24 protein-coding genes are annotated in these 21,393 nt (G+C 68.2%); 15 read left to right on the top strand and 9 right to left on the bottom strand.

The genetic code is table 11. The annotated features are described in order from the left end of the window. The first annotated feature begins 663 nt into the window (after positions 1-663). Together TY25_RS41970 and TY25_RS27495 are read left to right on the top strand one after the other, a co-directional pair. A complete protein-coding gene (locus TY25_RS41970) occupies positions 664-1,572 on the top strand; it encodes a helix-turn-helix domain-containing protein (protein ID WP_162184233.1) in 909 nt (302 codons plus the stop codon). Beyond that, complete coding sequence (locus TY25_RS27495) at positions 1,569-1,769, top strand: hypothetical protein (protein WP_042260780.1); 201 nt, start codon at positions 1,569-1,571, stop codon at positions 1,767-1,769. Before TY25_RS41970 ends, TY25_RS27495 begins: the two co-directional genes overlap by 4 nt. A 404-nt stretch (positions 1,770-2,173) precedes the next feature. On the opposite strand, the gene TY25_RS27490 is transcribed toward TY25_RS27495, so the two are convergent. Next, a complete protein-coding gene (locus tag TY25_RS27490; protein ID WP_042260778.1) occupies positions 2,174-3,187 on the bottom strand; it encodes a 4-hydroxy-3-methylbut-2-enyl diphosphate reductase in 1,014 nt (337 codons plus the stop codon). Positions 3,188-3,467: 280 nt separating this feature from the next. On the opposite strand from TY25_RS27490, the gene TY25_RS27485 reads away from it, so the two are divergent. The 4 genes from TY25_RS27485 to TY25_RS27470 are packed head-to-tail and all read left to right on the top strand — an operon-like array spanning position 3,468 to position 6,066. Next, positions 3,468-4,109 (top strand): lipid droplet-associated protein, encoded by a 642-nt coding sequence (locus TY25_RS27485; protein ID WP_042260776.1) that lies wholly within the window; start codon positions 3,468-3,470, stop codon positions 4,107-4,109. Further along, on the top strand, positions 4,106-5,473 hold the full coding sequence (gene xseA, locus TY25_RS27480) for an exodeoxyribonuclease VII large subunit (protein WP_081869143.1): 1,368 nt from the start codon (positions 4,106-4,108) through the stop codon (positions 5,471-5,473). Before TY25_RS27485 ends, xseA begins: the two co-directional genes overlap by 4 nt. Positions 5,474-5,476: 3 nt before the next feature. Then, entirely contained in the window at positions 5,477-5,725 is a 249-nt protein-coding gene (locus tag TY25_RS27475; RefSeq protein ID WP_014988040.1) for an exodeoxyribonuclease VII small subunit, read from the top strand. Next, on the top strand, positions 5,722-6,066 hold the full coding sequence (locus TY25_RS27470; RefSeq protein ID WP_014988041.1) for a VOC family protein: 345 nt from the start codon (positions 5,722-5,724) through the stop codon (positions 6,064-6,066). Before TY25_RS27475 ends, TY25_RS27470 begins: the two co-directional genes overlap by 4 nt. Before the next feature lie 48 nt (positions 6,067-6,114). Here TY25_RS27470 and TY25_RS27465 read toward each other — a convergent pair whose 3' ends face one another. Continuing rightward, on the bottom strand, positions 6,115-6,687 hold the full coding sequence (locus TY25_RS27465; RefSeq protein ID WP_042260799.1) for a DUF4245 domain-containing protein: 573 nt from the start codon (positions 6,685-6,687) through the stop codon (positions 6,115-6,117). Positions 6,688-6,816: 129 nt separating this feature from the next. Between TY25_RS27465 and glpX the strand changes: the two genes are divergently transcribed. Together glpX and TY25_RS27455 are read left to right on the top strand one after the other, a co-directional pair. Then, positions 6,817-7,860: a class II fructose-bisphosphatase gene (gene glpX / locus TY25_RS27460; protein ID WP_014988043.1), complete on the top strand. Its 1,044-nt coding sequence runs from the start codon at positions 6,817-6,819 to the stop codon at positions 7,858-7,860. Positions 7,861-8,018: 158 nt separating this feature from the next. After that, positions 8,019-9,422 (top strand): class II fumarate hydratase, encoded by a 1,404-nt coding sequence (locus TY25_RS27455; RefSeq protein WP_042260773.1) that lies wholly within the window; start codon positions 8,019-8,021, stop codon positions 9,420-9,422. A gap of 339 nt (positions 9,423-9,761) precedes the next feature. On the opposite strand, the gene TY25_RS27450 is transcribed toward TY25_RS27455, so the two are convergent. From TY25_RS27450 to phoH2, 3 genes are all read right to left on the bottom strand, one after another. After that, positions 9,762-10,616, bottom strand: coding sequence for an acyl-ACP desaturase (locus tag TY25_RS27450; protein WP_042260771.1), 855 nt, complete (start codon positions 10,614-10,616; stop codon positions 9,762-9,764). A 101-nt stretch (positions 10,617-10,717) separates the two neighbouring features. Further along, complete coding sequence (locus TY25_RS27445; RefSeq protein ID WP_042260797.1) at positions 10,718-11,254, bottom strand: LGFP repeat-containing protein; 537 nt, start codon at positions 11,252-11,254, stop codon at positions 10,718-10,720. 175 nt (positions 11,255-11,429) lie between these two features. Then, on the bottom strand, positions 11,430-12,815 hold the full coding sequence (phoH2, locus tag TY25_RS27440) for an RNA 5'-3' helicase PhoH2 (RefSeq protein WP_014988047.1): 1,386 nt from the start codon (positions 12,813-12,815) through the stop codon (positions 11,430-11,432). A gap of 358 nt (positions 12,816-13,173) precedes the next feature. Here phoH2 and TY25_RS27435 point away from each other — a divergent pair, with 358 nt between their 5' ends. Next, positions 13,174-13,446 carry a hypothetical protein gene (locus tag TY25_RS27435; RefSeq protein WP_014988048.1) on the top strand — a complete coding sequence of 91 codons (273 nt, stop codon included), beginning with the start codon at positions 13,174-13,176 and terminating at the stop codon, positions 13,444-13,446. Between the two features lie 17 nt (positions 13,447-13,463). On the opposite strand, the gene TY25_RS27430 is transcribed toward TY25_RS27435, so the two are convergent. Next, positions 13,464-13,670 (bottom strand): ferredoxin, encoded by a 207-nt coding sequence (locus tag TY25_RS27430; RefSeq protein ID WP_042260769.1) that lies wholly within the window; start codon positions 13,668-13,670, stop codon positions 13,464-13,466. A 13-nt stretch (positions 13,671-13,683) separates the two neighbouring features. Next, a complete protein-coding gene (locus tag TY25_RS27425; protein WP_042260767.1) occupies positions 13,684-14,865 on the bottom strand; it encodes a cytochrome P450 in 1,182 nt (393 codons plus the stop codon). Between the two features lie 221 nt (positions 14,866-15,086). Here TY25_RS27425 and TY25_RS27420 point away from each other — a divergent pair, with 221 nt between their 5' ends. Then, on the top strand, positions 15,087-15,791 hold the full coding sequence (locus TY25_RS27420) for a GbsR/MarR family transcriptional regulator (protein ID WP_042260765.1): 705 nt from the start codon (positions 15,087-15,089) through the stop codon (positions 15,789-15,791). 1 nt (position 15,792) lies between these two features. Here TY25_RS27420 and TY25_RS27415 read toward each other — a convergent pair whose 3' ends face one another. Both TY25_RS27415 and TY25_RS27410 read right to left on the bottom strand, forming a co-directional pair. Then, the gene (locus tag TY25_RS27415; RefSeq protein ID WP_042260763.1) at positions 15,793-16,209 is read right to left on the bottom strand and encodes a limonene-1,2-epoxide hydrolase family protein; all 417 of its coding nucleotides are present in this window, start codon (positions 16,207-16,209) and stop codon (positions 15,793-15,795) included. Positions 16,210-16,260: 51 nt separating this feature from the next. After that, a complete protein-coding gene (locus tag TY25_RS27410) occupies positions 16,261-16,983 on the bottom strand; it encodes a TetR/AcrR family transcriptional regulator (RefSeq protein ID WP_042260761.1) in 723 nt (240 codons plus the stop codon). 113 nt (positions 16,984-17,096) lie between these two features. On the opposite strand from TY25_RS27410, the gene TY25_RS27405 reads away from it, so the two are divergent. From TY25_RS27405 to TY25_RS27385, 5 genes are all read left to right on the top strand, one after another. Continuing rightward, entirely contained in the window at positions 17,097-18,293 is a 1,197-nt protein-coding gene (locus tag TY25_RS27405; RefSeq protein WP_042260759.1) for an FAD-dependent monooxygenase, read from the top strand. A gap of 169 nt (positions 18,294-18,462) precedes the next feature. Beyond that, positions 18,463-18,849, top strand: coding sequence for a hypothetical protein (locus TY25_RS27400; protein ID WP_042260757.1), 387 nt, complete (start codon positions 18,463-18,465; stop codon positions 18,847-18,849). Positions 18,850-18,890: 41 nt separating this feature from the next. Further along, a complete protein-coding gene (locus tag TY25_RS27395) occupies positions 18,891-19,418 on the top strand; it encodes a DUF3558 domain-containing protein (RefSeq protein WP_042260755.1) in 528 nt (175 codons plus the stop codon). A gap of 22 nt (positions 19,419-19,440) precedes the next feature. Continuing rightward, complete coding sequence (locus TY25_RS27390) at positions 19,441-20,646, top strand: hypothetical protein (RefSeq protein WP_042260753.1); 1,206 nt, start codon at positions 19,441-19,443, stop codon at positions 20,644-20,646. Further along, positions 20,643-21,386: an ESX secretion-associated protein EspG gene (locus TY25_RS27385; RefSeq protein WP_042260750.1), complete on the top strand. Its 744-nt coding sequence runs from the start codon at positions 20,643-20,645 to the stop codon at positions 21,384-21,386. Before TY25_RS27390 ends, TY25_RS27385 begins: the two co-directional genes overlap by 4 nt. Positions 21,387-21,393: the final 7 nt, after the last annotated feature.

Below are 21,393 nucleotides of genomic sequence, written 5' to 3'. Positions count from 1 at the left end.
CCCCGCACCGACAGCGACCCGGCCCGCGGCAACACCGCCCGCCGCCGCAGCGAACTCCCCCCACCCCACCCCCAACCCAACGTCCGCTACCGCGAACGTGATGCGAGCCGCACCGAACGCCGCCGGCCCGAAAACCTCTGAGCGGGTCGCACGCCCGACTGTCCGCAGTCACACTCCGCGATGCCACGACCAGGCAGTGGTCAGCCGGACAGTCCGACGTCGCGCTCAGCAACGTCGCGATCACTGAGCCATCCGCCGGCCCGACGGGCCGTCAGTCACGGTCGGCGATGCCGCGACCACCGAGCCGCCACAAGCCGGTGCTCGCGGTCTCCCGTCAGACCTGATCCACCGCGAGCCGGACTGTCGCCAAAGCCATTCGGCGATGCCAGGACCGACGCCACCGGCCCAGACTGCCGCAGTCCTGCTCGGGCAATTCTGCTGCGGCCGCTGAGCCGCCACAAGCTGGGCTGCCCGCGATCTCTCCTCGCACCTGACCCCGCGACCGGACTGCCCCCGTGCCACTCGGCGATCATGACCGCGCCCCGGATTGCCGCGTCCCGCTGGGCGACAGCGACCAGAACCGCCGCGCGTCGGCGGGCGTGCCGCCGTTTGCACGCACATTTGCAAGTACATTTTGGTAGTTCCAGTGCCAGACTCGATGTCGTGAACGCAGAGCAGGGCTTCGAATGCACCGAGTGGGCCGGGACCCGGGAGAGCACCAATATCGGCGATGTGCCGACGGTGCTGCGTCGGATGTTGGGGTTGCGCCTCCAGCAACTGCGTAAGGAACGGGGGTTGACCCAGCACGAGGTCGCCCGGCAGCTCTACTGGACCGGATCCAAGGTCAGCCGGATCGAATCCGGCATGGTCGGCCTCAACCGGCCCGACGTGGTCGAGTTGCTGCACTGCTACGGCGTCACCGATCCCGACGAGCACGACCGGTATTTGTCGCTCGTGCAGCTGGGCAACCGTCCCGGCTGGTGGCACAGCGACAGTGACTCGCTCCCCAAGGGATTCGAGCTGCTCAGCCTCGAAGGGGCGGCGCGCACGATCCGCTGCTACGAACCAGCGGTCGTCCCCGACCTTTTGCAAACGCCCGAATACGCAAGGGCAGCACTGCGTTTACGGAATCCGTACCGCCCCGACACCGAGATCGACCAGCTGTTGGCGGTGCGCCGGCAGCGGCAGCAGATCCTGTACCGCGACAATCCGCCGTACCTGTGGATCCTGGTCGAAGAGAACGCGTTACGCAGGCAGATCGGCGGTGCCGCGGTCTGGCGGGCACAACTGGAGTACCTGGAACGGTGTATCGAGCGGGAGCACATTGTGATCCAGATCGTGGACGAGTCCGCCTTCGGGCCCGCGATCGTGGACAGCGCGTTCGTCTATCTGCGCTTCGCCGAGACCCTGCTGCCGGATGTCGTGTGTATCGCGCAACCCACCAGCACGCTGTACCTGGAGGAACGGGAAAACATCGTCCGCTATCTCAATATCGCGGAGACCCTGGCTCAGCAGTCCGCACGACCGTCCGAAACCGGTCGGCTCCTCCAGACGCTGCTGGAGTCCGCGTGAGCACCCACCCGCCGCAGGAGGAACGCAACTCCCAGCCGAGCCCACCACCGCCCGCACCCCCGTGGCGGGAACTCGCCGCCGCCGTAGCCACCGCCGCACCGGTCGGCCTTCTGGTCGACTGGCCGACAGCGGTACAGGTACTGCTCACCGTCTTCGCGGGCCTGACCGCCGCACGCCGATGCCCCGACCACGAATGACGCTCCGCACCAACGGCGGATGCTGCACCGAGGCGGATGCGTGCGCACCACTGACGAGCACCTGCATCGACGGCGGATGCCCGATCAGCGACGAAGGCCTCGCATCGAACGGCGGACCGCCTCACCTCGGCGGCGAATAACCTAGGCCAGCAACAGGTCCCCTGCACCACGGCAGGCACCAGTGTCAGCGGCAGGTTGCCCTGCACGAAGGGCGGATGCCTTGCCAACAGCCGATGCCCTGCACCAACAGCCAGTGCCCCGCACCAACAGCCAGTGCCCTGCGCCGACAACCAGTGCCCCGCACCAACAGCCAGTGCCCCGCACCGACAGCCGATGCCCTGCTCCGAAGCCGGGTGGCCTGCGTCAGCAGCCGACGACCCGCGCCGTCGCCAGGGGTCCTGCGTTCAGCGACGGGTGGCGGTGCGCAGTTCTCGGGGGAGGGAGAAGACCAGGGTTTCGTTGGCGGTGGTAACCGGTTGGACGTCGCCGAAACCGTGCTCCGCGAGCATGTCGAGCACGCCGCGCACCAGGATGTCGGGCACCGAGGCGCCGGAGGTGATGCCGATCGTCTGCACACCGTCGAGCCAGGCGGTATCCACCTCGCGGGCGAAGTCGACCAGGTAGGCCGCCTTCGCGCCCGCGTTGAGCGCGACCTCGACCAAGCGGACCGAGTTGGAGGAGTTCTTCGAGCCGACGACGATCACCAGATCGCATTCGGGCGCCATCGCCTTCACCGCCGTCTGACGGTTCGAGGTGGCGTAGCAGATGTCGTCGCTCGGCGGATCCTGCAGCGTGGGGAACCGCTCGCGCAGCCGCCGCACCGTCTCCATCGTTTCGTCGACGCTGAGCGTGGTCTGGGACAACCAGATCACCTTCGACTCGTCGCGCACGGTGACGTTGTCCACGGAATCGGGGCCGTCGACGAGCTGGATGTGCTCGGGCGCCTCGCCCGCCGTGCCCTCGACCTCTTCGTGGCCTTCGTGGCCGATCAGCAGGATGTCGTAGTCGTCGCGGGCGAATCGCTTGGCCTCCTGGTGCACCTTGGTCACCAGCGGGCAGGTCGCGTCGATGGTGTGCAGGTTGCGGGCGGCCGCCGATTCGTGCACCGCGGGCGAGACGCCGTGCGCGGAGAACACGACCAGCGCGCCCTCGGGCACCTCGTCGGTTTCGTCGACGAAGATGACCCCGCGCTCACGCAGCGTCTCCACCACATGCCGGTTGTGCACGATCTCCTTGCGCACGTAGATCGGCGCGCCATGCTTGTCCAGCGCCTTCTCGACGGTTTCCACCGCGCGGTCCACGCCGGCGCAGTACCCGCGCGGCTCCGCTAGCAGCACCCGCTTGCCACCGGCGCGCTCGGCGGTTCCGGCTCCCGTCGAGCGGGCGATTCCGAGGTTCAAGGGTATGGCCGTGGACATGCCGACAGCTTACGTGCGGACACCGACCTCGCGCTGTCCGGGCGCTGGCGTGCTCAGCGTCCGCGCGGGCCGAACACCGCGGTCTACGTGCCCGGCGACCGACCCCGCCGATCGGGCGCGCGCCACCGCGATGGTGTGCCATCTCACCGCCGGATCGAGCCGCGAACTCTGCCGCACCCCGGCGGCGAGGCGCGCGACGCGCGCGCCCGTTCATCCGCCAGAATCACACCCCGTGATCCCCGACCTTTGCTTAGCACACCATTTCGGGCAGGCTAGGACCATGTTTCGACCACCGTTCCTGGCCCGGGTAGCCGCCGGGGCCGCCGTTTACGCCATCGAGGAGACTCGTCGGCTACCCACGGCCGCAATGAATTTGCCGATCACCGCCATCAGCCAGCTGCTGCAGACGACGATGCACGTCCAGCAGTTCGTGACCAGCCTCGCGCTCAAGGGCGACGCGGTCTTCGACCGGTTGGCCAATACGCCGGAGGAGCAGCCGGAGTGGGCGACCTTCGACGAGGACCTGCCCGCCGAACCGGCGTCCGGCCAGGTCCGCGCGAGCCGCTTCGACCTGTACGCCGACGACCCGGAGCCCGCCTCGTTCACCACCCCGGCCGAGACCCGCGCGGGCGAGCGCAACGGCCATGGCGCCACCGTGCCCGCCATCGAGCCGGAACCCGTTGCCCCCGTGGCAGAACCCGAGATCGACCGCGCGGCCGACCCCGCGCCGGAGATCCGTGAGCCGGAAGTAGCCACCCGCTACGACTACGCGAACATGACTTTGGCCCAGCTGCGCGCCCGCCTGCGCATGCTGAGCCTCGAAGACCTTTCCGCGCTGCTCGAGTACGAGCAGCAGACCCTCGCCAGGGCACCGTTCGTGACCATGCTGACGAATCGGATCGCCACCGTGCGGGCGCAGTGACCGAACCCCGGACCTCACCGTCGCAGGCGGGCCGGGAAACCCCCGGTCCGCCGCGCGAATCCGGCCCCGCCGCGGGCGCGCCGAACGCCGCGCCCGGCCGGGAGAATTCCGCCGAACAGCCGTGGCCGGTCCGCTCCGTCGCGCTCAAGGTCGCCCAGTGGATCGACCGGCTCGGCAGCATCTGGGTCGAAGGGCAGATCACCCAGATCAATCTGCGGCCGGGCACCCGCACCGCGTTCCTGGTGCTGCGCGATCCGTCGGCCGATATGTCGCTGTCGGTCACCTGCGACCCGGATCTCATTCGCCGATCGCCCGTTCCGCTGCAGGAGGGCAGCCGCGTGGTGGTCTACGGCAAGCTCGCGTTCTTCACCGGCCGCGGCACCCTGTCCCTGCGGGTCATCGAGATCCGCCCGGTCGGCGTCGGCGAATTGCTCGCCCGCATCGAACGACTCAAAGCGCTGCTGGCCGCCGAGGGACTCTTCGATCCGCGGCTCAAGCGCGCGCTGCCGTTCCTGCCCAAGACGATCGGCCTGATCACCGGTCGGGCCAGCGCCGCCGAACGCGACGTCCTGACCGTAGCCCGTAACCGTTGGCCCGCAGTACGTTTCGAGATCCGCAATACCGCGGTGCAGGGACCGACCGCGGTCCCGCAGATGCTGGAGGCGCTGGCGCAGCTCGATCGCGACCCGGCGGTCGAGGTGATCGTGCTCGCCCGCGGCGGGGGCAGCGTCGAGGATCTGCTGCCGTTCTCCGACGAGGCCCTCTGCCGCGCGATCGTCGCCGCGACCACCCCCATTGTCAGCGCGATCGGGCACGAACCCGACAACCCGCTCAGCGATCTCGTCGCCGACCTGCGGGCCGCGACACCGACCGACGCCGCCAAGCGTGTGGTGCCCGACGCCGCCGCGGAACTGGCGGGGGTGCGCGAGATGCGCGCCCGCTCGGCCGCCGCGCTGCGGGGCTGGGTCGAGCGGGAAACGCGCGCGCTCACCCAGCTGCGGTCGCGTCCGGTCCTGGCCGACCCGCTGCGCGAAATCGACCGCCGCACCGAGGAAGTCGAACGGCTGCGCGCCTCGGCCCGGCGCTGCGCCGAACAGTTCATCCGTACCGAGGCGACCGCGACCCGCCACCTGCGCGAAAAGCTCACCGCCGTGGGACCGGCCGCGACCCTGGCCCGTGGTTACGCTGTCGTGCAGCGCGTCACGGGCACCGAACGCCACGTGGTGCGCACCATCGAGGACGCCCCCGCGGGCAGCCAGCTACGCATCCGCGTCGCCGACGGCGCGATCACCGCGGCGGGACTGGGCACGCAGGCGCTGGGGCCGCGGGCCACCGACAACGACACCGAAACGAGAAGGAGCTGATCCTTGGCCGAGCCCGGTAAGGACACCGACACCGAACTGGCCGAGATCGCTACCTTCGGTTACGAACGTGCCCGTGACGAACTGGTCAATGTCGTGAAGATGCTGGAGCAGGGCGGCCTCGACCTGGACGAGTCGCTCACCCTGTGGGAGCGTGGCGAGGCCCTGGCCAACCGTTGCGAAGAGCATCTGGCCGGCGCCAGGAAGCGCGTCGAGGACGCCCTGTCGCGCACCGACCTCGAGGACGAGAAATGACGATCCGGCGCGCCACCCCCGACATCCGTACCGACGATATCGAGCGCAGCCGCGAGTTCTACCGGCTGCTCGGGTTCGAGGAGGCGATGGATCTCGGCTGGGTCGTCACCATGGTGTCCCCGGCCAACCCGACCGCCCAGGTGCTGCTCGTCGGGCCGGACGCGGAGCAGCTCCAGCCGAATATGAGCGTGGAGGTCGAGGATGTCGACGCGGTGCACGCGGCGATGACCGCGGCGGGCGCCGACATCGTCTATCCCCTACGCGACGAACAGTGGGGCGTACGAAGGTTTTTCGTCCGCGATCCGAGCGGCACCATCGTCAACGTGGTCAGCCACCGCTAGGGAAAGTGCACGCGGGCTCGAATTGTCGACGTAGCCGGGTCGGCGGGGTCAGGCGCCGGCTTTGAGGGGCTGTGCGGCGACGACGGCCTGGGCCAGGGTGGTGAAGGCGGCCCGGTCGCCCGCGCCGGTGATCAGCACCCGGGACTGGCCGAGGTCGGCGACCCAGGCCGGTTCCGAACCGGGTTCGGAGTACACGACCCACTTCTGGTCGCCGATCGTTTCGGCACCGGTGGCGTAGCGCGAACCCAGGACGTAGCGCGAGAGCGCCTCTTCGGTCGCGTTGCTCTGCGTGAACCGCATGTAGGTGCCCTGCGTAGTGATATAGCCGACAGTGCTGACCGGTCCGCCGCCGGTGCCGCTGATGGCTTGGCGACTGCCGGAGTTCGGCGTCCAGTCCGCCGGCACGGCCGGGTTCCGGATCGGGAACGGCAGCGAGCGCGCGTCGGCGGTGAGCGCGGCCTTGACGTCGAAATGCGGGATCTGGCCCTGCGTCGGACCGTTTCCGGCGAAACTGCACTGGCTGGCGAGCCCGGCGAACACCACCGCGATCAGCACCAGCGGAATCAGCGACCAGAACAGATCCCGGTAGTCGTTCAGGATGCGCGGCTTTTGGTTGGGCACGGTTCCAGTATCCACTCGCCCCTACGGTGTGCCTTCTCGCACCCCGATCGACCGAGCAGGGTGTACGGCCGTCTCAAACCGAGTGAGACAATCGTCCGGTACGTACCGACGCACAGGAGGCACCCCGCAATGACGGCATCTTCCCCGACACCGAGCCGCCGCGAGGCGCCGGACCGCAACCTCGCGCTCGAGTTGGTCCGCGTCACCGAGGCCGGGGCGATGGCCGCCGGCCGGTGGGTCGGCCGTGGTGACAAGGAGGGCGGCGACGGCGCGGCCGTCGACGCGATGCGGCAGCTGGTCAATTCGGTGTCCATGCGCGGCATCGTGGTGATCGGTGAGGGCGAGAAGGACGAGGCGCCCATGCTGTTCAACGGTGAGCTGGTCGGTGACGGCACCGGCCCCGAGGTCGACTTCGCGGTGGACCCGGTGGACGGCACCACCCTGATGTCGAAGGGTTCGCCGGGCGCCATCGCCGTGCTCGCGGTCGCCCAGCGCGGCGCGATGTTCGATCCGTCCGCGGTGTTCTACATGAGCAAGATCGCGGTCGGCCCCGACGCCGCCGACGTGATCGATATCTCGGTGCCGATCAGCGAGAACATCCGCCGCGTCGCCAAGGCCAAGGGGCTGTCGAAGTCGGACCTGACCGTCTGCATCCTGGACCGCCCCCGCCACGCCGACCTCATCCAGCAGGTGCGCGACGCGGGCGCGCGCATCCGCCTGATCTCCGACGGTGACGTCGCGGGCGCCATCGCCGCGGCCCGCCCCGATTCGGGCACCGACATCCTGGTCGGCGTCGGCGGCACCCCGGAGGGCATCATCGCCGCCGCCGCCATGCGCTGTATGGGCGGCGAACTCCAGGGCATGCTCGCGCCCACCGACGACGACGAGAAGCAGAAGGCGATCGACGCGGGCCACGACCTGGACCGCGTGCTCACCACCGAAGACCTGGTGGCCGGCGACAATGTCTTCTTCTGCGCCACCGGCGTCACCGACGGCGACCTGCTGCGCGGCGTCCGCTACTACGGGGGCGGCGCGTCGACCCAGTCGATCGTCATGCGCTCCAAGTCCGGCACCGTCCGGATGATCGACGCCTACCACCGCCTCACCAAGCTGCGCGAGTACTCCTCGGTCGATTTCATCGGCGACGAACACGCGGTCCCGCCGCTCCCCTGACCGGGACCTAGGCATAGATCAAGGCGCGCAGGCACATCCGCCCGCGCGCCTTTTTCGTGCCGGCACCCCTATTCCCGATCGATGCTGCCACGGCGGTGTGCGAATCACTACAGGCGTGGCAGCCCCACTGCGCTCCGCTCGGGCATATGGTCGGAAACATGGCAGACGAGACGCAGTACCGCATCGAGCACGACACCATGGGCGAGGTCCGGGTCCCGGTGGATGCGCTGTGGCGGGCGCAGACCCAGCGGGCCGTGGAGAACTTCCCGATCAGCGGACGCGGCCTGGAGCGCGCGCAGATCCGCGCGCTCGGACTGCTGAAGGGCGCCTGCGCCAAGGTGAACAAGGACCTCGGCCTGCTCGATCCGGCCAAGGCGGACGCCATCATCGCCGCCGCGAACGAGATCGCCGCGGGCGCGCACGACGACCAGTTCCCGATCGATGTGTTCCAGACCGGCTCGGGCACCAGCTCGAACATGAACGCCAACGAGGTGATCGCCTCGATCGCGAAGGCCAACGGCGTCACCGTGCATCCGAACGACGACGTGAACATGTCCCAGTCGTCCAACGACACCTTCCCGACGGCCGTGCACCTGGCCGCCACCGAGGCCGTGATCACCGACCTGGTGCCCGCGCTGGAGCATCTGCGGCTCGCGCTGCTGGACAAGTCGACCGAGTGGCGGACGGTGGTCAAGTCCGGCCGCACCCACCTGATGGACGCGGTCCCGGTGACGCTCGGCCAGGAGTTCGGCGGGTACACCCGGCAGATCGCCGCGAGCATCGACCGCGTGATGGCGACCCTGCCGCGCCTCGGTGAGCTGCCGATCGGCGGCACCGCGGTGGGCAGCGGCCTGAACGCGCCGGACGGCTTCGGCGGCAAGGTCGTCGCGGAACTGGTCCGCGCGACCGGGATCGACGCGCTGCGCGAGGCGCGCGATCACTTCGAGGCGCAGGCCGCCCGGGATGGTCTGGTGGAGGCGTCGGGGGCGGTGCGCACCGTCGCGGTGAGCCTCACCAAGGTCGCCAACGACATTCGCTGGATGGGTTCGGGCCCGCTCACCGGTCTCGGTGAACTCCAGCTGCCCGATCTGCAGCCCGGCAGTTCGATCATGCCCGGCAAGGTGAATCCCGTGCTGCCCGAGGCGGTGACGCAGGTCGCCGCTCAGGTCATCGGCAACGATGCCGCGGTCGCCTTCGGCGGCGCGAACGGCGCGTTCGAACTGAACGTCTACATTCCGGTGATGGCGCGCAATCTGCTCGAATCGATTCGCTTGCTCGCCAACGTTTCCCGGCTGTTCGCGGACAAGTGCGTGCACGGTTTGGTCGCGAATGTGGAACACCTGCGCACGCTTGCCGAATCGTCGCCGTCCATTGTGACGCCGCTGAATTCGGCGATCGGTTACGAGGAGGCCGCCGCGGTAGCCAAGGAAGCGTTGAAGAACAAGAAGACAATTCGACAGACCGTCATCGACCGCGGCCTGCTCGACGAGAAACTCACCGAAGCAGAACTCGACCGCCGATTGGATGTGCTGTCGATGGCGAAGGTGAAAGACGGGAAATAGAAATACTCTTCGAGCGTCACGTCGGATGCGCTGCGAACTGCACCGACGTGACGTCCGAAAAACGTGCGCGCGGGTACGTCAGTCGAAGTCGGACGTACCCGCGCCGGGCATCACAGGAAGATGCCGAGTGCCGCGAGGAACGCGCCTGCGCCGACCGTGGCCAGAGCGAGAAGACCGCCGAGAATTGCACTGATCATTGTTCTTTCCTTTCTTGCTCCCGCCGAAGCGGGCGTACACACAGCTAATCGCTGGCTATACGACGTGTGTTTCACCACATTTTCACGAGAGCAGAAAGAAAACCGGCCGGCGCCAGAAATCCTGGCGCCGACCGGGAGTAATTCAGCGCAGGTGGGAAAGTTCCTCGCGGGCCTTTTCACCCGCATCACCGAGATCGGTACGCGTGAAAACGTTCCACCGCTGCAGCAGCGGCTTGAAAACCAGCTCGTCCTGGCGCGCCGGATCGTAGATCCCGGCTTCGGCGAGCACATCGTCGCTGTTGCGCCCGTCGGCCAGGGTCACCGACGGCACCGCGAAATCGGCGATCCGATCGGCGATGGCCCGCATCGTCTGATCCGGCGCCACGTTGAAGCCCGCCTCGACCATCTTCGCGAAGAACTCGGCCTGCAGTTCGTCGTCGCGCGCGATGCGCTCGGCGATCGCGGTGACCATCGGGCTCTCGTTCAGCGCGGCGGTGTTGCGGTGCCGGATCGCGGCGGCGACCTCTTCGAAGGCGCACGCGGCGAGCACGTCGAGCAGGTGCATGCCGGGGCGGCGGAAGCCGGTGGTCATGTGTGCCATCCGCATCCGCTCCAGTTCGACCGGGTCCACCGACCTGGTCACCATGAGGAAGTTGCGGATCAAGATCTCGTGGCGGTTCTCCTCGGCGGTCCAGCGGCCGACCCAGCGCCACCAGGCCCCGGTGCGCAGGTACTTGCCGAGCTCGCGATGGTACGAGGGCAGGTTGTCCGCGATGAGCACGCTGACGGTCAAGGCCAGCTTGGCCACCTCGCTGAGTTCGGACTGCTCCGGATCCCAGTCGATACCACCGAGGAACGAGAAGTTACGGCCGTCGTCCCACGGCACGTAGTCGTGCGGCTGCCACCCGTCGGCGACGTCGATGTGACGGCGCAGGGTGGATTCCACGTCCAGCTCGAGCGATTCGAGCAACTCGCGATCGGTCAAGAGAGTTTGCACCTAGACAACCTAGCGGTTGAGCCCGTGATACGGGGATTCAATGAATGAGACCGGACGGGCGTCCGGGACCGCCGTGGCGGCCCCGGACGCCGAAGTGCCAACTACTTCATCGTGACGGTAGTCTTGCCGTCCACCCAGGTGATGGTGCCCCCGGTGAAGTCGCTCTCCTTGCCGCCGGCGATGTCCTTCTCGTCGCTGGTGGGGTAGCCCAGCTTGCCCATGGCACCGCCGTTCTCCTCCCACGCCTTGCGGATCTCGCCCCAGACGATGTGCGCCTGGCCGTCTTTGGCCTTGTAGACCGTGCCGCCGACGAAGTCCTGGTACTTGCCCTCCTCGGGACCGGACTCCTGCGCCTCCAGCGGAGCGCCGAGGGCGCCGGTCGGGCCGCCGCTCTGCATGTACTTGTCGAAGATGTCGCCGGAAACGGTGAGTTCGCCACGCTGCGTGGCGATCTTGGTCTCCTCCGCGGCACCCGAGGCGTGCTCTTCTCCGCTGTGCATCGCGGCCGAGGTGGCCGTGACCGACGCCGCGGCGTTGTCGTCGTTCTTGTCGTCGTCCTTGCTGCAACCCGCGACGATCAGGCCAGCGGCCGCGAGCAGGGCAGTGTATCCAGCCGTTCGTCGAGCGAAGTGGTGCATTTCCATCCTCTCGAAAGTGGCTACCGCGGACGTCCCCGGCACGGTGACGCCGCTGGCAGCCTAGGCCGATGTTCAGCAATGACCCGGCGAATCATCAAGTGACACGCCGGGTCATGCGGAACAGCTATGGCCGGGATATTACCCGTCGACTATTCGGCGAAACACACCGCCCAGATCAGGCGTTGGGCCCGTACTCCTCCAGCATCTCTGTGACGAGCGCCGCAATCGGCGAACGCTCGCTGCGGGTGAGCGTGATGTGAGCAAACAACGGGTGACCCTTCAGCTTCTCGATCACCGCGGCCACACCGTCGTGCCTGCCGACCCGCAGGTTGTCCCGCTGGGCCACGTCGTGGGTGAGCACCACCCGCGAACCGGTGCCGAGCCGGCTGAGCACGGTGAGCAGCACATTGCGTTCCAGCGACTGCGCCTCGTCCACGATCACGAAGGAGTCGTGCAGCGATCGGCCACGAATGTGGGTGAGCGGCAACACCTCCAGCATGTCGCGACTGAGCACCTCCTCCATCACCTCGCGACTGGCCAGCCCGTCGAGCGTGTCGAAGACCGCCTGCGCCCAGGGGCCCATCTTCTCGCTCTCACTACCCGGCAGATAGCCGAGTTCCTGGCCACCGACGGCGTAGAGCGGCCGGAACACCACCACTTTGCGCTGGGTGCGCCGCTCCAGCACCGCCTCCAGGCCCGCGGTCAGCGCGAGCGCGGATTTACCGGTGCCCGCCCGGCCGCCGAGCGAGACGATGCCGACGCTCTCGTCCAGCAGCAGATCCAGGGCGATGCGCTGCTCGGCGGAGCGGCCGTGCAGGCCGAACGCCTCGCGCTCGCGCACCAGCTGGACCCGCTTGTCCGGGGTGACCCGGCCGAGCGCGCTGGAACTGCTGCCGAGGAGCCGGATTCCGGTGTGGCACGGCAGTTCCCGCGCGCCATCGAGATCCAGCACGGACTCCGCGTAGAGCTGGTCGATCTGGGCCGAGCTGACGTCGAGCTCCACCATGCCGGACCAGCCGGAGGTGACGACGTCCTGCGCGTGATATTCGTCGGCCTGTAAGCCCACCGCACTCGCTTTGACCCGCAGCGGAATGTCCTTCGACACGAGCACCACCTGGCGGCCCTCGGCCGCGAGATTGAGTGCGCACGCCAGGATTCGGGAATCATTGGTGTCGGTGCGGAAGCCGACCGGAAGGACCGCGGGATCGGTGTGGTTCAGTTCCACCTGCAGCGTTCCGCCCTCGGTGCCGATCGGCACCTGCTGATCCAGCCTGCCGTGCTGCAGGCGCAGATCATCCAGGTTGCGCAGGGCTTCCCGCGCGAACCAGCCCAGTTCGTGGTGATGCCGCTTGCCTTCGAGTTCGCTGATGACCACCAGCGGAAGCACGACGTCGTGTTCGCCGAAACGGGTGAAAGCCCAGGGATCGGACAACAGGACCGACGTGTCGATGACGAAGGTATCGGCCGGGGAATGCGAGGGGTGTGCCCCCTTCGCGGCGGTTCCGCCTTTCGCGGAACGGGATTGCGCCGAGGGAGCGGGAACGGAGCGTGAAGCAGTCACGGTGGGCTCCTCTTTGTCCGCGCGGCACCCGCACGAACGATCTCGCTGGACCGGTCCGTCCTGATGGACCCGACGTTGCCGTCAGATGCCACGAGGGCCGGGTGCCGGCCCCCTCGTACTGAATAGCTCAGTCACGGTCAGGACCTCCCGTACGAGCCACACCGCCGCGGCCCGCACCACCGACGCTACCGCCGAACCACGCTTCCCCGCTTCCGCACAGGTAGGCGTGTCCGTGAATTTGTCGTTAACCACACGCCCCGGCCGCGATCGCCGGGTCGTCGCTGCCGGTCGGCGCGGGCCGGCGATGCGCCGGTGCGGTCCCGGCCCGCATCCGGCGCGGCCCGCTACAGTCGCTGGTATGGCCGGTAACGAGGACCTGGACACGCTGTCGTCGAAGGAACTGCACGACCGAGCGGTGAAGCTTGCCGTCCGACACGGGGACGTGAAGTTCCTGTGGCGGCTGCTCACCTCGATCCCGGCCGCGGAGGCCGCCGCGGGCAACCTCGGCGAGAGCGAGGCCGATATCAAGTACGTGCTGCCGATGATCGACGACTACATCCACGCCGGTGACGGCGAGGTCGCCGAGGTGTTGCGGCCGTTCTATCTGGAATACCTGAACGAGCACAGCTGACTCGGCGACCCGGAGACCTAGGCGTCCGCTGCGGCGGTCACCGAGATCGCCACGGACGGACAGGTCTGCTCCGCTTCCCGCGCCGCGGTGTGCTGCCCGGGCGGCGGCGCGGCATCGAGCAGCCACACCCGGCCGTCCGCGGCGTCCTGATCGAACACGGCGGGGGCGAGCAGCGCGCACATCCCCGCGCCGACGCAGCGGTCCCGATCGACGGTGATCTTCATCGAGTACTCCTCCCTACCAGGTGACCGGAAGCCGGTGCACGCCGTAGATGTCCATGTCGTGCCGTAGCGGAACCTCTTCGGGCGGCACCGCGAGCCGCAGGGCCGGGAACCGAGTCAGCAAGGCGGGCAACGCGACCCGCATCTCGACGCGCGCCAGCTGCTGACCGAGACACTGGTGCGGGCCGTGCCCGAAGCCGAGATGGCCGACGGCGTTGCGGCGGATATCGAAGCTGTCCGGGTCGTCGTACTTGGCGGGGTCGCGATCGGCCGCCTGGAACGACAGCGCGACCGTCTGGCCCGCCGTGATCAGCTGCCCGTCGATCTCGACGTCCTCGAGCGCGACCCGGGTCGAGGTGTGCGTGATGGTGAGATAGCGCATCAGCTCCTCGATCGTCTGATCCGCGAGTTCGGGCCGCGCCCGCAGTTCGGCCAGTTGATCGGGGTGGCTGAGCAACGCGAAGGTGCCCAGCGCGATCATGTTCGCCGTGGTGTCCAGGCCCGCACCCAGCAGCAGCGCGCCGACACCGGAGAGCTCGTCTTCGGCGAGTTCGGTGCCGGTGAGGTCGCTGAGCAGGTCGTCGGTGGGCGCGGCCCGCTTGGCCACGACCAGCTCCCGGATGTAATCCTGCACCTCGATGAATGCGTCGTTGCGATCAGCGACATCCGAGTTCACGCTGTTCGCGGCGACGAGGAAGCGATGGAAGGTGTCCCGGTCGACTGGGGGTACCCCGAGCAGTTCGCAGATGGTCAGCGCGGGCACCGGGAAGGCGAACGTCTCGACCAGATCCACCGGACCGCCGGTGCGCGCCATGGCATCCAGATGGTCGGCGGTGATCTGCTCGACCCGTTCGGTGAGCTGTCCCATGCGCCGGACAGTGAACTTGCCCGCCAGCAACTTTCGGTATCGGGTGTGTGCCGGGGCGTCGACGCCGAGCATGTCGCCGGGCAGGGCGGGCGGCATCTCGCCCATCGGGGCGAACGGGTAGTGGATCAGCTCGTAGCGGACGCTGAAACGCGGATCGGCCAGGATCGCCCGCACCGTCGCGTAACCCGTGGCGAGCCAGCCGCGGTGGTCGTCCGGAAAGGTGAACGGCACCAGCGGACGCAGCGCCGCCAGTTCCGCGGGCGGATCGAACGGGCACCCCGGCGGTCGCACGGTCGGCAGCTCGACGATCTCGGACAAGGACTCGTTCATGGCGATTCCCCTCAATCGATGGTGTTTTCGGCTTGATCTGAACGCTACGTTGGGTTCAGATCAGGTCAATAAAAGAAATCGCCGTTTCATGGAACATACTGGTACAGGCCGAATTTGAGTTGCAATGGGGATGCGGGTGAATGCACCGGCAACCGCTCTTTGTTGCAATGACATGCGACTGAGCGCAATACTCGACCACACGGAACGAACGGGAGGCGCACATGCCGGGCGGGAGATTGACCGAGCAGGAGCGCGAGCTCATCGCCGAGGGCCTGTCCGAAGGGATCGGCTATGCCGCGATCGCCCGGCAGTTGGCGCGGCCGACCTCGACCGTGAGCCGTGAGGTCACCCGCAACGGCGGGCCGAGCCGCTATCACCCGGGCCGGGCACACCGGGCCACCGAGCGGCGTGCGCGGCGCAGCGGATCACGAACCGGCGCAACGACTCCCGCGCCGGGAGCGGGCGCGCTACGCGAATTCGCCGAGCAACTCACCGTGTTGATGGCCAAGTCCGGACTGCCCCGCACCGCGGCCGCCGTGCTCACCTCGCTCTATCTCACCGATTCGGGCAGCCGCACCGCCGCCGAACTCGTCGAGCAGTTACATGTCAGCCCGGCGACCGTCTCGGCCGCGGTCAAGGCTCTCGAAGCCCAGGGGCTGATCCGGCGCGAACGCGAGGCCGGCAGTCGGCGCGAGCGCTATGTCGTCGACGAACATGCTTGGGTCCGCGCGACTTTCACCAGCGCGCAGCAGATCTACGATCTCGCCGAGATCTCCCGGCGCGGCGTCGAGGTGCTCGGCGTCGATACCCCAGCCGGCGCCCGCGCGCACGAGACCAGCCGCTTTTTCGAGTTCGTCGGCCGCGACATGATCGAATCCGCCGAGCGGTGGCGAAAGGCGCTGGATCAGGAGCGAATACGGGACTGACTCACCGCGACAGCGCGGCCCGCGCGACGCCGGCGACCGCGCCGCGCAACAGGTTCTCCCAGCTGAAGTGGTCGTCCCACAGGATGATTCGGCCGTCGCGCACCTCGAGCGTGCCCATCACCCAGAAGGCCACCCGCACCGGACCGACCCGCAGCACGTCGGTGCGATCGGTGAGCACGAAGTCGCCGTCGGCGGCGATGTGATGCATCTGCACCTCGAAACCGAGCGCGTCGCGCTCCAGCCCGCGCAGGATCTTGCGCGTCAGCCCGCCGCCGAGAGCGGGCAGCGTGGAGTTCTTCCAGACCACCTCGGGGTGCAGCAGTTCCAGCGCCTCGGCGACGGCGCCTAGCTCGAGCGCGGAGAAGAACTCCCGCACCGTGGTGATCGCGTCCTGCTGGAGGTCGAGGTCCTGGGTCATGGTCCGACCATAGGCCGCCGACCCCCGTTCGACAGTCCCGATCCGAAACGGCTACGTCGTCGCGCGGGCCGCGATCAGCACACCGAGACCGTCGAGGATGCGATCGATGCCGAAGCGCAGCGCGCCGACCCCGCCCGCGACCGCACCCTCCTCGGCGAACGCGGCCACCGCCAGCGGATACCGGTCCGACGCCACCGACACCATGGCCGCGAGTTGCCCCGCGACCTGTTCCTCGAACGCCTCCGCGACGGCCGGACCCTGCTGCACGAGGCTGCGCACATGTCCCGACAGCAGCACGATGGAGTCCAGGCGCTCCGGTGCGGTCAGCCGGGTCTCGGCGAGCGCATCCAGCGCGGCCTCCATCCACCCCATCTCATTGGGCCCCATCGGCCGCACCCCCACGGTGAGTTCGATCCCCCACGGATGGGCCCGGTAGCGCTCGAACAATGTCTCGGCCCATCCGCACAGCGCGGCACGCCAGGGCTCTTCGCTCGAAGCACGCTGCCCCGCAGCTATTTCCGGCGGCGCACCGATGGCGGCCTCTAGCATCAGCGCGGTCAGCTGCTCCTTGCCCGGCACATACCGGTACAGCGACATCTTCGTGAACCCGAGCCGATCCGCGAGCCGCTGCATGGACAGGTTCGCCAGCCCTTCGGCGTCGGCGAGCGCAATCGCCTCGGCCACGATCCCCGCCAACGTGAGGGCGGGCTTCGGCCCGCGCTTGGGCCGCTGCTGGATACCCCAGAGCAGTTCGACGGTTGTCGGGGTCGGCATGGCCACATCCTTCCGGAGGACGTCTTGACTTCAAAACTGTGTCTACCATACGCTGATCTGTGTCCAACGGAAACAGAATCCGTCGGACACAGATCAGGACCTCAGGAGCCACCATGCGCAACAAGACCGTTCTCATCTCCGGCGCGAGCATCGCCGGCCCTGCCCTCGCCTACTGGCTGCACCGCTACGGTTTCGACGTCACCGTGGTCGAACGCGCCCCCACGCTGCGGCCGGGCGGCCAGGCCATCGACTTCAAAGGCCACACCCACTTCACCGTGCTGGAGCGGATGGGCATCCTCGACGACATCCGGGAACGCCGCACCGGGACCAGCGACACCGTCTTCGTCGACGACAACGGCAAGCGGCTCGCCGTGATGTCCGGTGACTTCACCGGCGGCGAACTGGAGATCCTGCGCGGCGACTTGGCCGAGGTGATGTACCAGCGCACCGCCGACCGCTGCGCATACCTGTTCGGCGACTCGATCAGCGCGCTCACCCAGCACGCCGACGGCGTGCACGTCGAATTCGAGCACGGGCCCGCCCGGACCTTCGACCTGGTCTTCGGCGCCGACGGCATCCACTCCCGGGTACGCCGGCTCGCGTTCGGGCCGGAGCGCGATCTCGTCGAATACCTCGGCTACTACTACTGCATCGCGGGCGCGAGTCCGTGGCGCACCGACCGTCTCGGGTCGCGCGAACGCGCGATCGGACACGGACACAACGTCCCCGGCAAGCTCGCGATCAGCGGCGGCGCGAAAGCGCAGCAGATGTACGTGTTCGCCTCCCCTGAACTCGACTACGCGCGCGACGACACCGCGGCCCAGCGCCGCATCGTCGAGCAGACATTCGCCGACGTCGGCTGGGAAGTGCCGCGGATGCTCGGCGAAATGCGCGACTTCGACGACTTCTACCTCGACACCCTCAGCCTGGTACGGCTGAAAGGGCACTACACGGAGGGGCGGGTCGCCTTGGTCGGCGACGCGGCCTACGGAAACACCTTGGGCGGCTTCGGAACCGGGCTCGCCGTGGTCGGCGCGTACGTGCTCGCGGGCGAACTCGCCGTCGCCGGTGGGGATTACGACGTGGCCTTCGCCCGCTACGACGAGATCATGCGGGGCTATGCCAAGATCGCGGGCAACAGCAACGCGGGCCGGTTCCTCGCGCCGAAGACCGCACTCGGCATCCGACTGCGCAACTGGTTCTTCAACTCACGCCTGTTCACCCTGATGCTGAAGTACACCGACAAGGTCGCCAACGACATCGACCTGCGGGACTACCCCAGCCTCGTCGCCGCCGCAGAGATCAACTGAAACCATTTGGCGCGCATCGGATTGGACCCCACCGGCGGTTCCAGGCCGACCGGTACGTGCCGGTCCATCCCCGATCCGCAGACAGCAATGAATCGGCTGTGTTTCGATGGAACCGATGCGGGGCGAGGCGCGTCTATAGGGTCAGAGGCACTGACGAAAGGGGACGGTGATGGTGGACAGCCCGTTTCCGGGGTACATCGAGGATGCGAAGTCCGGGGCGTTGCAGGTGCGGATGGATCCGCAGGGGTTCGTCGATATGGACAAGGCGTGCCAGGAGCTGATCAGCCAGCTCACCGGCCTGCGTGGGGACGCGCGTGAACTCAGCGAGAAAGCCGCGTGGGGGCTCGGCGAGGCGAACCCGCGCCTGTCGTCGGCGATCGAACTCGTACAGCTGTTCCGGGAGAAGGCATTCGGCGGTCCCAACAATGCCTACGACACGTTGAACGAATACATCACCGTCGCCGAGGACGTCCGGTCCATGTTCCAAGCGATGTGCGAGACCTATGCACGCACCGATGCCGACTTCGCGACCAAGTTGCGGGAGCTGCGCGTATGAAGCTCGGCGCGCGTGGGAACCGTTTCCCACCAATTGTTTTCGTGGCCGTGCCGATGCTGGCGGTCCTGCTCGCCGGATGCGACGGCCAAGGCCGGACTGCCGCCCCCGCCACCACGTCGGGGGTACCCGCTACCGACCAGCAGACCGCGCAGACCACCTTCGATCCCTGCACGTCGCTGACGCCGCAGTTCCTCAGCGAACGCCAGTGGGATGCGCTGCCGCCGTCGCCGAAACAGAACACGGCGTCCGGCATCACGTGGAAGGGCTGCCGCTACGTTGCCAAGGCCGGTTACGGCTTCACCATCGAGACCACCAACGGCACGCTCGATCAGGTACGGCAGAAGTTTCCGGCGGCCGCGGATATCTCGATCGCCGGACGCAAGGCGCTGCGATACGAGGCCAGGCCCGATGTGCCGGGTGGCTGCACGGTCAACGTGGAGATGACGAGCGGCTCGCTCTACGTGCTCGTCGACGATCCGACCGGCAAGCACCCGCGCAAACTGCCGCCCTGCGACAACGCCACCGAAATCGCCCAATCAGTCGCACCATTGCTGCCGGCGGGCAGCTGAACAACCCTGCGGGGGAGCGATCATGAAACAGACCGACGGCCGCGCGATCACCAATCCCGAGAACGCGCAAAGCTTTACCCACGCCGAGATCAAGCAGGCGGCCGACGAGATGAGCCCGGACGGGGTGAACAGCGCGGTCGACGCCTGGTCGAAGATGGCTACCGCGGTGACGAACGCCGGTCATCAGTTCGAGACCGCGATCAAGCAGGCGGTCGAACAGCATTGGGAGGGTGCGGCGGCCGAGCAGGCGGTGCGCGGTATCCGCGACTACGCGACGCGGGTCGGCGAATTCGGGGAATCGTTGCACGCGCAGAGCACGCCGCTGTCGCAGGCCTCCGGTGCGGCGGCGAAATTCAAGGCATCGGTGCCTCCGGTGGTGGACACGTCGACGAATCCGCGCGGACCGGAACTGCGCAACGCGGGCGAGGAGCAGGCCCGCGACGACATGACCACGCACTATATCCAGCCGTACGGCACGACCGCCCCGGCCATTCCGACGTTGCCACCACCGATCAACCCGGTTTCCGCACCACTACCGAGTACCGGCACCGGTACGGGCAGCGACACCGGTACCGGCCCGGCCAAGACCACCGACGGCGATACCGGCTCCGGCACAACCGGTTCCGGAACATCGTCGGAGAACAGCGGCGACGCCGGAACCGGCCGAGCCGAGCAGCCGACCGAGCCCGGTTCCGGCGAAGAACAGCCGAGTACGGAACCCGCTGCCACGCAGGCGGCTTCGAACGGCCAGCCCACCGACACCGCGACGACGACGCCGGCGGCCACCACCACCGCTAAACCGACCACCACGACCAGCCCGTTCAGCACCCTTCCGACGGTGGTGCCGGCGGCGACACTGCCGAGCACCCCGCCGAATCCGTCGACGGTCACCTCCGCCGCGGTCAACGGGACACCGAACCGGCCGAGCACGCCGACGTTCGATCGTCCGAGCGGTGTGGCGAGCCCGGTCAACGAACCGGGCACCTCACGTCCCGCCTCGCCCGCGACGACGCCGGGCGCCACCGGCACGCAGCCGGCCGCCGCCCCGGTGCGTGCCGGAACTCCCGGTGTCGCAGGGTATTCCGGCATGGTCCCGCCGGGCGTCCGGGCCCGCGGCGAGGACGACGACGAGCACAAGGCGCCCGGCTATCTGCGGACCGAGGAGCACGCGAAGGAACTGCTCGGCGAGGTGAAGCCCACGGTGCCGCCGGTGATCGGGGTCGAATGACGTCGCAGTGGTCGCTGTCGGCCGAGCAGTTCGCGGCGGCCTGGTTCGGTACCGGCCTCGACCGCCTGCCCTTTCCGTTCCGCTTCACCAGCCGGTTCCCCGGCTTGCACGAATACCAGCTGTACCAGCAACGATTTCGGGACGAACTGGCCAAGGACGAGCGAATCCCGCTGTCGCGCACCATCACCGCGCTGGCCCGGCCGGATTGGCGGATCGAGCTGCTCGGTTGCGACAACACCCGCGACGGTGTCGAGCTGCGTGCCATCGGCTGTGCCACCCGCAGCGGTGTCGGCGTGATCGCGCAGCAAGAGCAGGCCCCCGACGGCGGCCGGGTGCAGTTGCGGCGCTGCCGCGCCGACCAGCTCGCGAGCGAGCTGGTGCGCATGCTCCCGGACGCAAGCGCGGGCAGCACGGGCGAGAAGAGCTTCCTGCTGGACGATCTCAACGACGATCGGCCCGACCTGTTCGGCAGCGCGCCCGCCAGCGAGGTGAAAGAGAAGTATCGGCGGTTCTGGCGGCAGACCTGCACCACCCGGGGGATGGCCTCGGTGCTGCTCGGCCCGCGCAACGCCGAACCGCTGCGCACCGGCCGCCTGCGCTGGATCGACACGACCGACGGCCGCTACTACGAGGTTCCGGCCAATCGCGCCCTGATGATCCGGCCGGGCACCAGCGCCGATATCCGGCGCTACCTCGACGATGCGATCGCCCGGGCCAGGGCGCGCATGGAATCGGGGTGAGCGGTAT

Origin of the sequence: Nocardia brasiliensis NBRC 14402 (assembly GCF_000308475.2) — a bacterium.
GTDB lineage: Bacteria > Actinomycetota > Actinomycetes > Mycobacteriales > Mycobacteriaceae > Nocardia > Nocardia brasiliensis.
This window is presented reverse-complemented; position numbering and strand designations above follow the sequence as displayed.

What these genes read in the sequence shown, in the direction of transcription:
- TY25_RS27390 (WP_042260753.1), top strand. Translation starts at nt 19,441, where the DNA reads ATGAAACAGACCGACGGCCGCGCGATCACCAATCCCGAGAACGCGCAA.
- TY25_RS27430 (WP_042260769.1), bottom strand. Translation starts at nt 13,670, where the DNA reads ATGAAGATCACCGTCGATCGGGACCGCTGCGTCGGCGCGGGGATGTGC.
- TY25_RS27445 (WP_042260797.1), bottom strand. Translation starts at nt 11,254, where the DNA reads ATGCACCACTTCGCTCGACGAACGGCTGGATACACTGCCCTGCTCGCG.
- TY25_RS27415 (WP_042260763.1), bottom strand. Translation starts at nt 16,209, where the DNA reads ATGACCCAGGACCTCGACCTCCAGCAGGACGCGATCACCACGGTGCGG.
- TY25_RS27485 (WP_042260776.1), top strand. Translation starts at nt 3,468, where the DNA reads ATGTTTCGACCACCGTTCCTGGCCCGGGTAGCCGCCGGGGCCGCCGTT.
- TY25_RS27420 (WP_042260765.1), top strand. Translation starts at nt 15,087, where the DNA reads ATGCCGGGCGGGAGATTGACCGAGCAGGAGCGCGAGCTCATCGCCGAG.
- TY25_RS27425 (WP_042260767.1), bottom strand. Translation starts at nt 14,865, where the DNA reads ATGAACGAGTCCTTGTCCGAGATCGTCGAGCTGCCGACCGTGCGACCG.
- TY25_RS27400 (WP_042260757.1), top strand. Translation starts at nt 18,463, where the DNA reads ATGGTGGACAGCCCGTTTCCGGGGTACATCGAGGATGCGAAGTCCGGG.
- TY25_RS27435 (WP_014988048.1), top strand. Translation starts at nt 13,174, where the DNA reads ATGGCCGGTAACGAGGACCTGGACACGCTGTCGTCGAAGGAACTGCAC.
- glpX (WP_014988043.1), top strand. Translation starts at nt 6,817, where the DNA reads ATGACGGCATCTTCCCCGACACCGAGCCGCCGCGAGGCGCCGGACCGC.
- TY25_RS27385 (WP_042260750.1), top strand. Translation starts at nt 20,643, where the DNA reads ATGACGTCGCAGTGGTCGCTGTCGGCCGAGCAGTTCGCGGCGGCCTGG.
- TY25_RS27405 (WP_042260759.1), top strand. Translation starts at nt 17,097, where the DNA reads ATGCGCAACAAGACCGTTCTCATCTCCGGCGCGAGCATCGCCGGCCCT.
- TY25_RS27470 (WP_014988041.1), top strand. Translation starts at nt 5,722, where the DNA reads ATGACGATCCGGCGCGCCACCCCCGACATCCGTACCGACGATATCGAG.
- TY25_RS27455 (WP_042260773.1), top strand. Translation starts at nt 8,019, where the DNA reads ATGGCAGACGAGACGCAGTACCGCATCGAGCACGACACCATGGGCGAG.
- TY25_RS27410 (WP_042260761.1), bottom strand. Translation starts at nt 16,983, where the DNA reads ATGCCGACCCCGACAACCGTCGAACTGCTCTGGGGTATCCAGCAGCGG.
- TY25_RS27490 (WP_042260778.1), bottom strand. Translation starts at nt 3,187, where the DNA reads ATGTCCACGGCCATACCCTTGAACCTCGGAATCGCCCGCTCGACGGGA.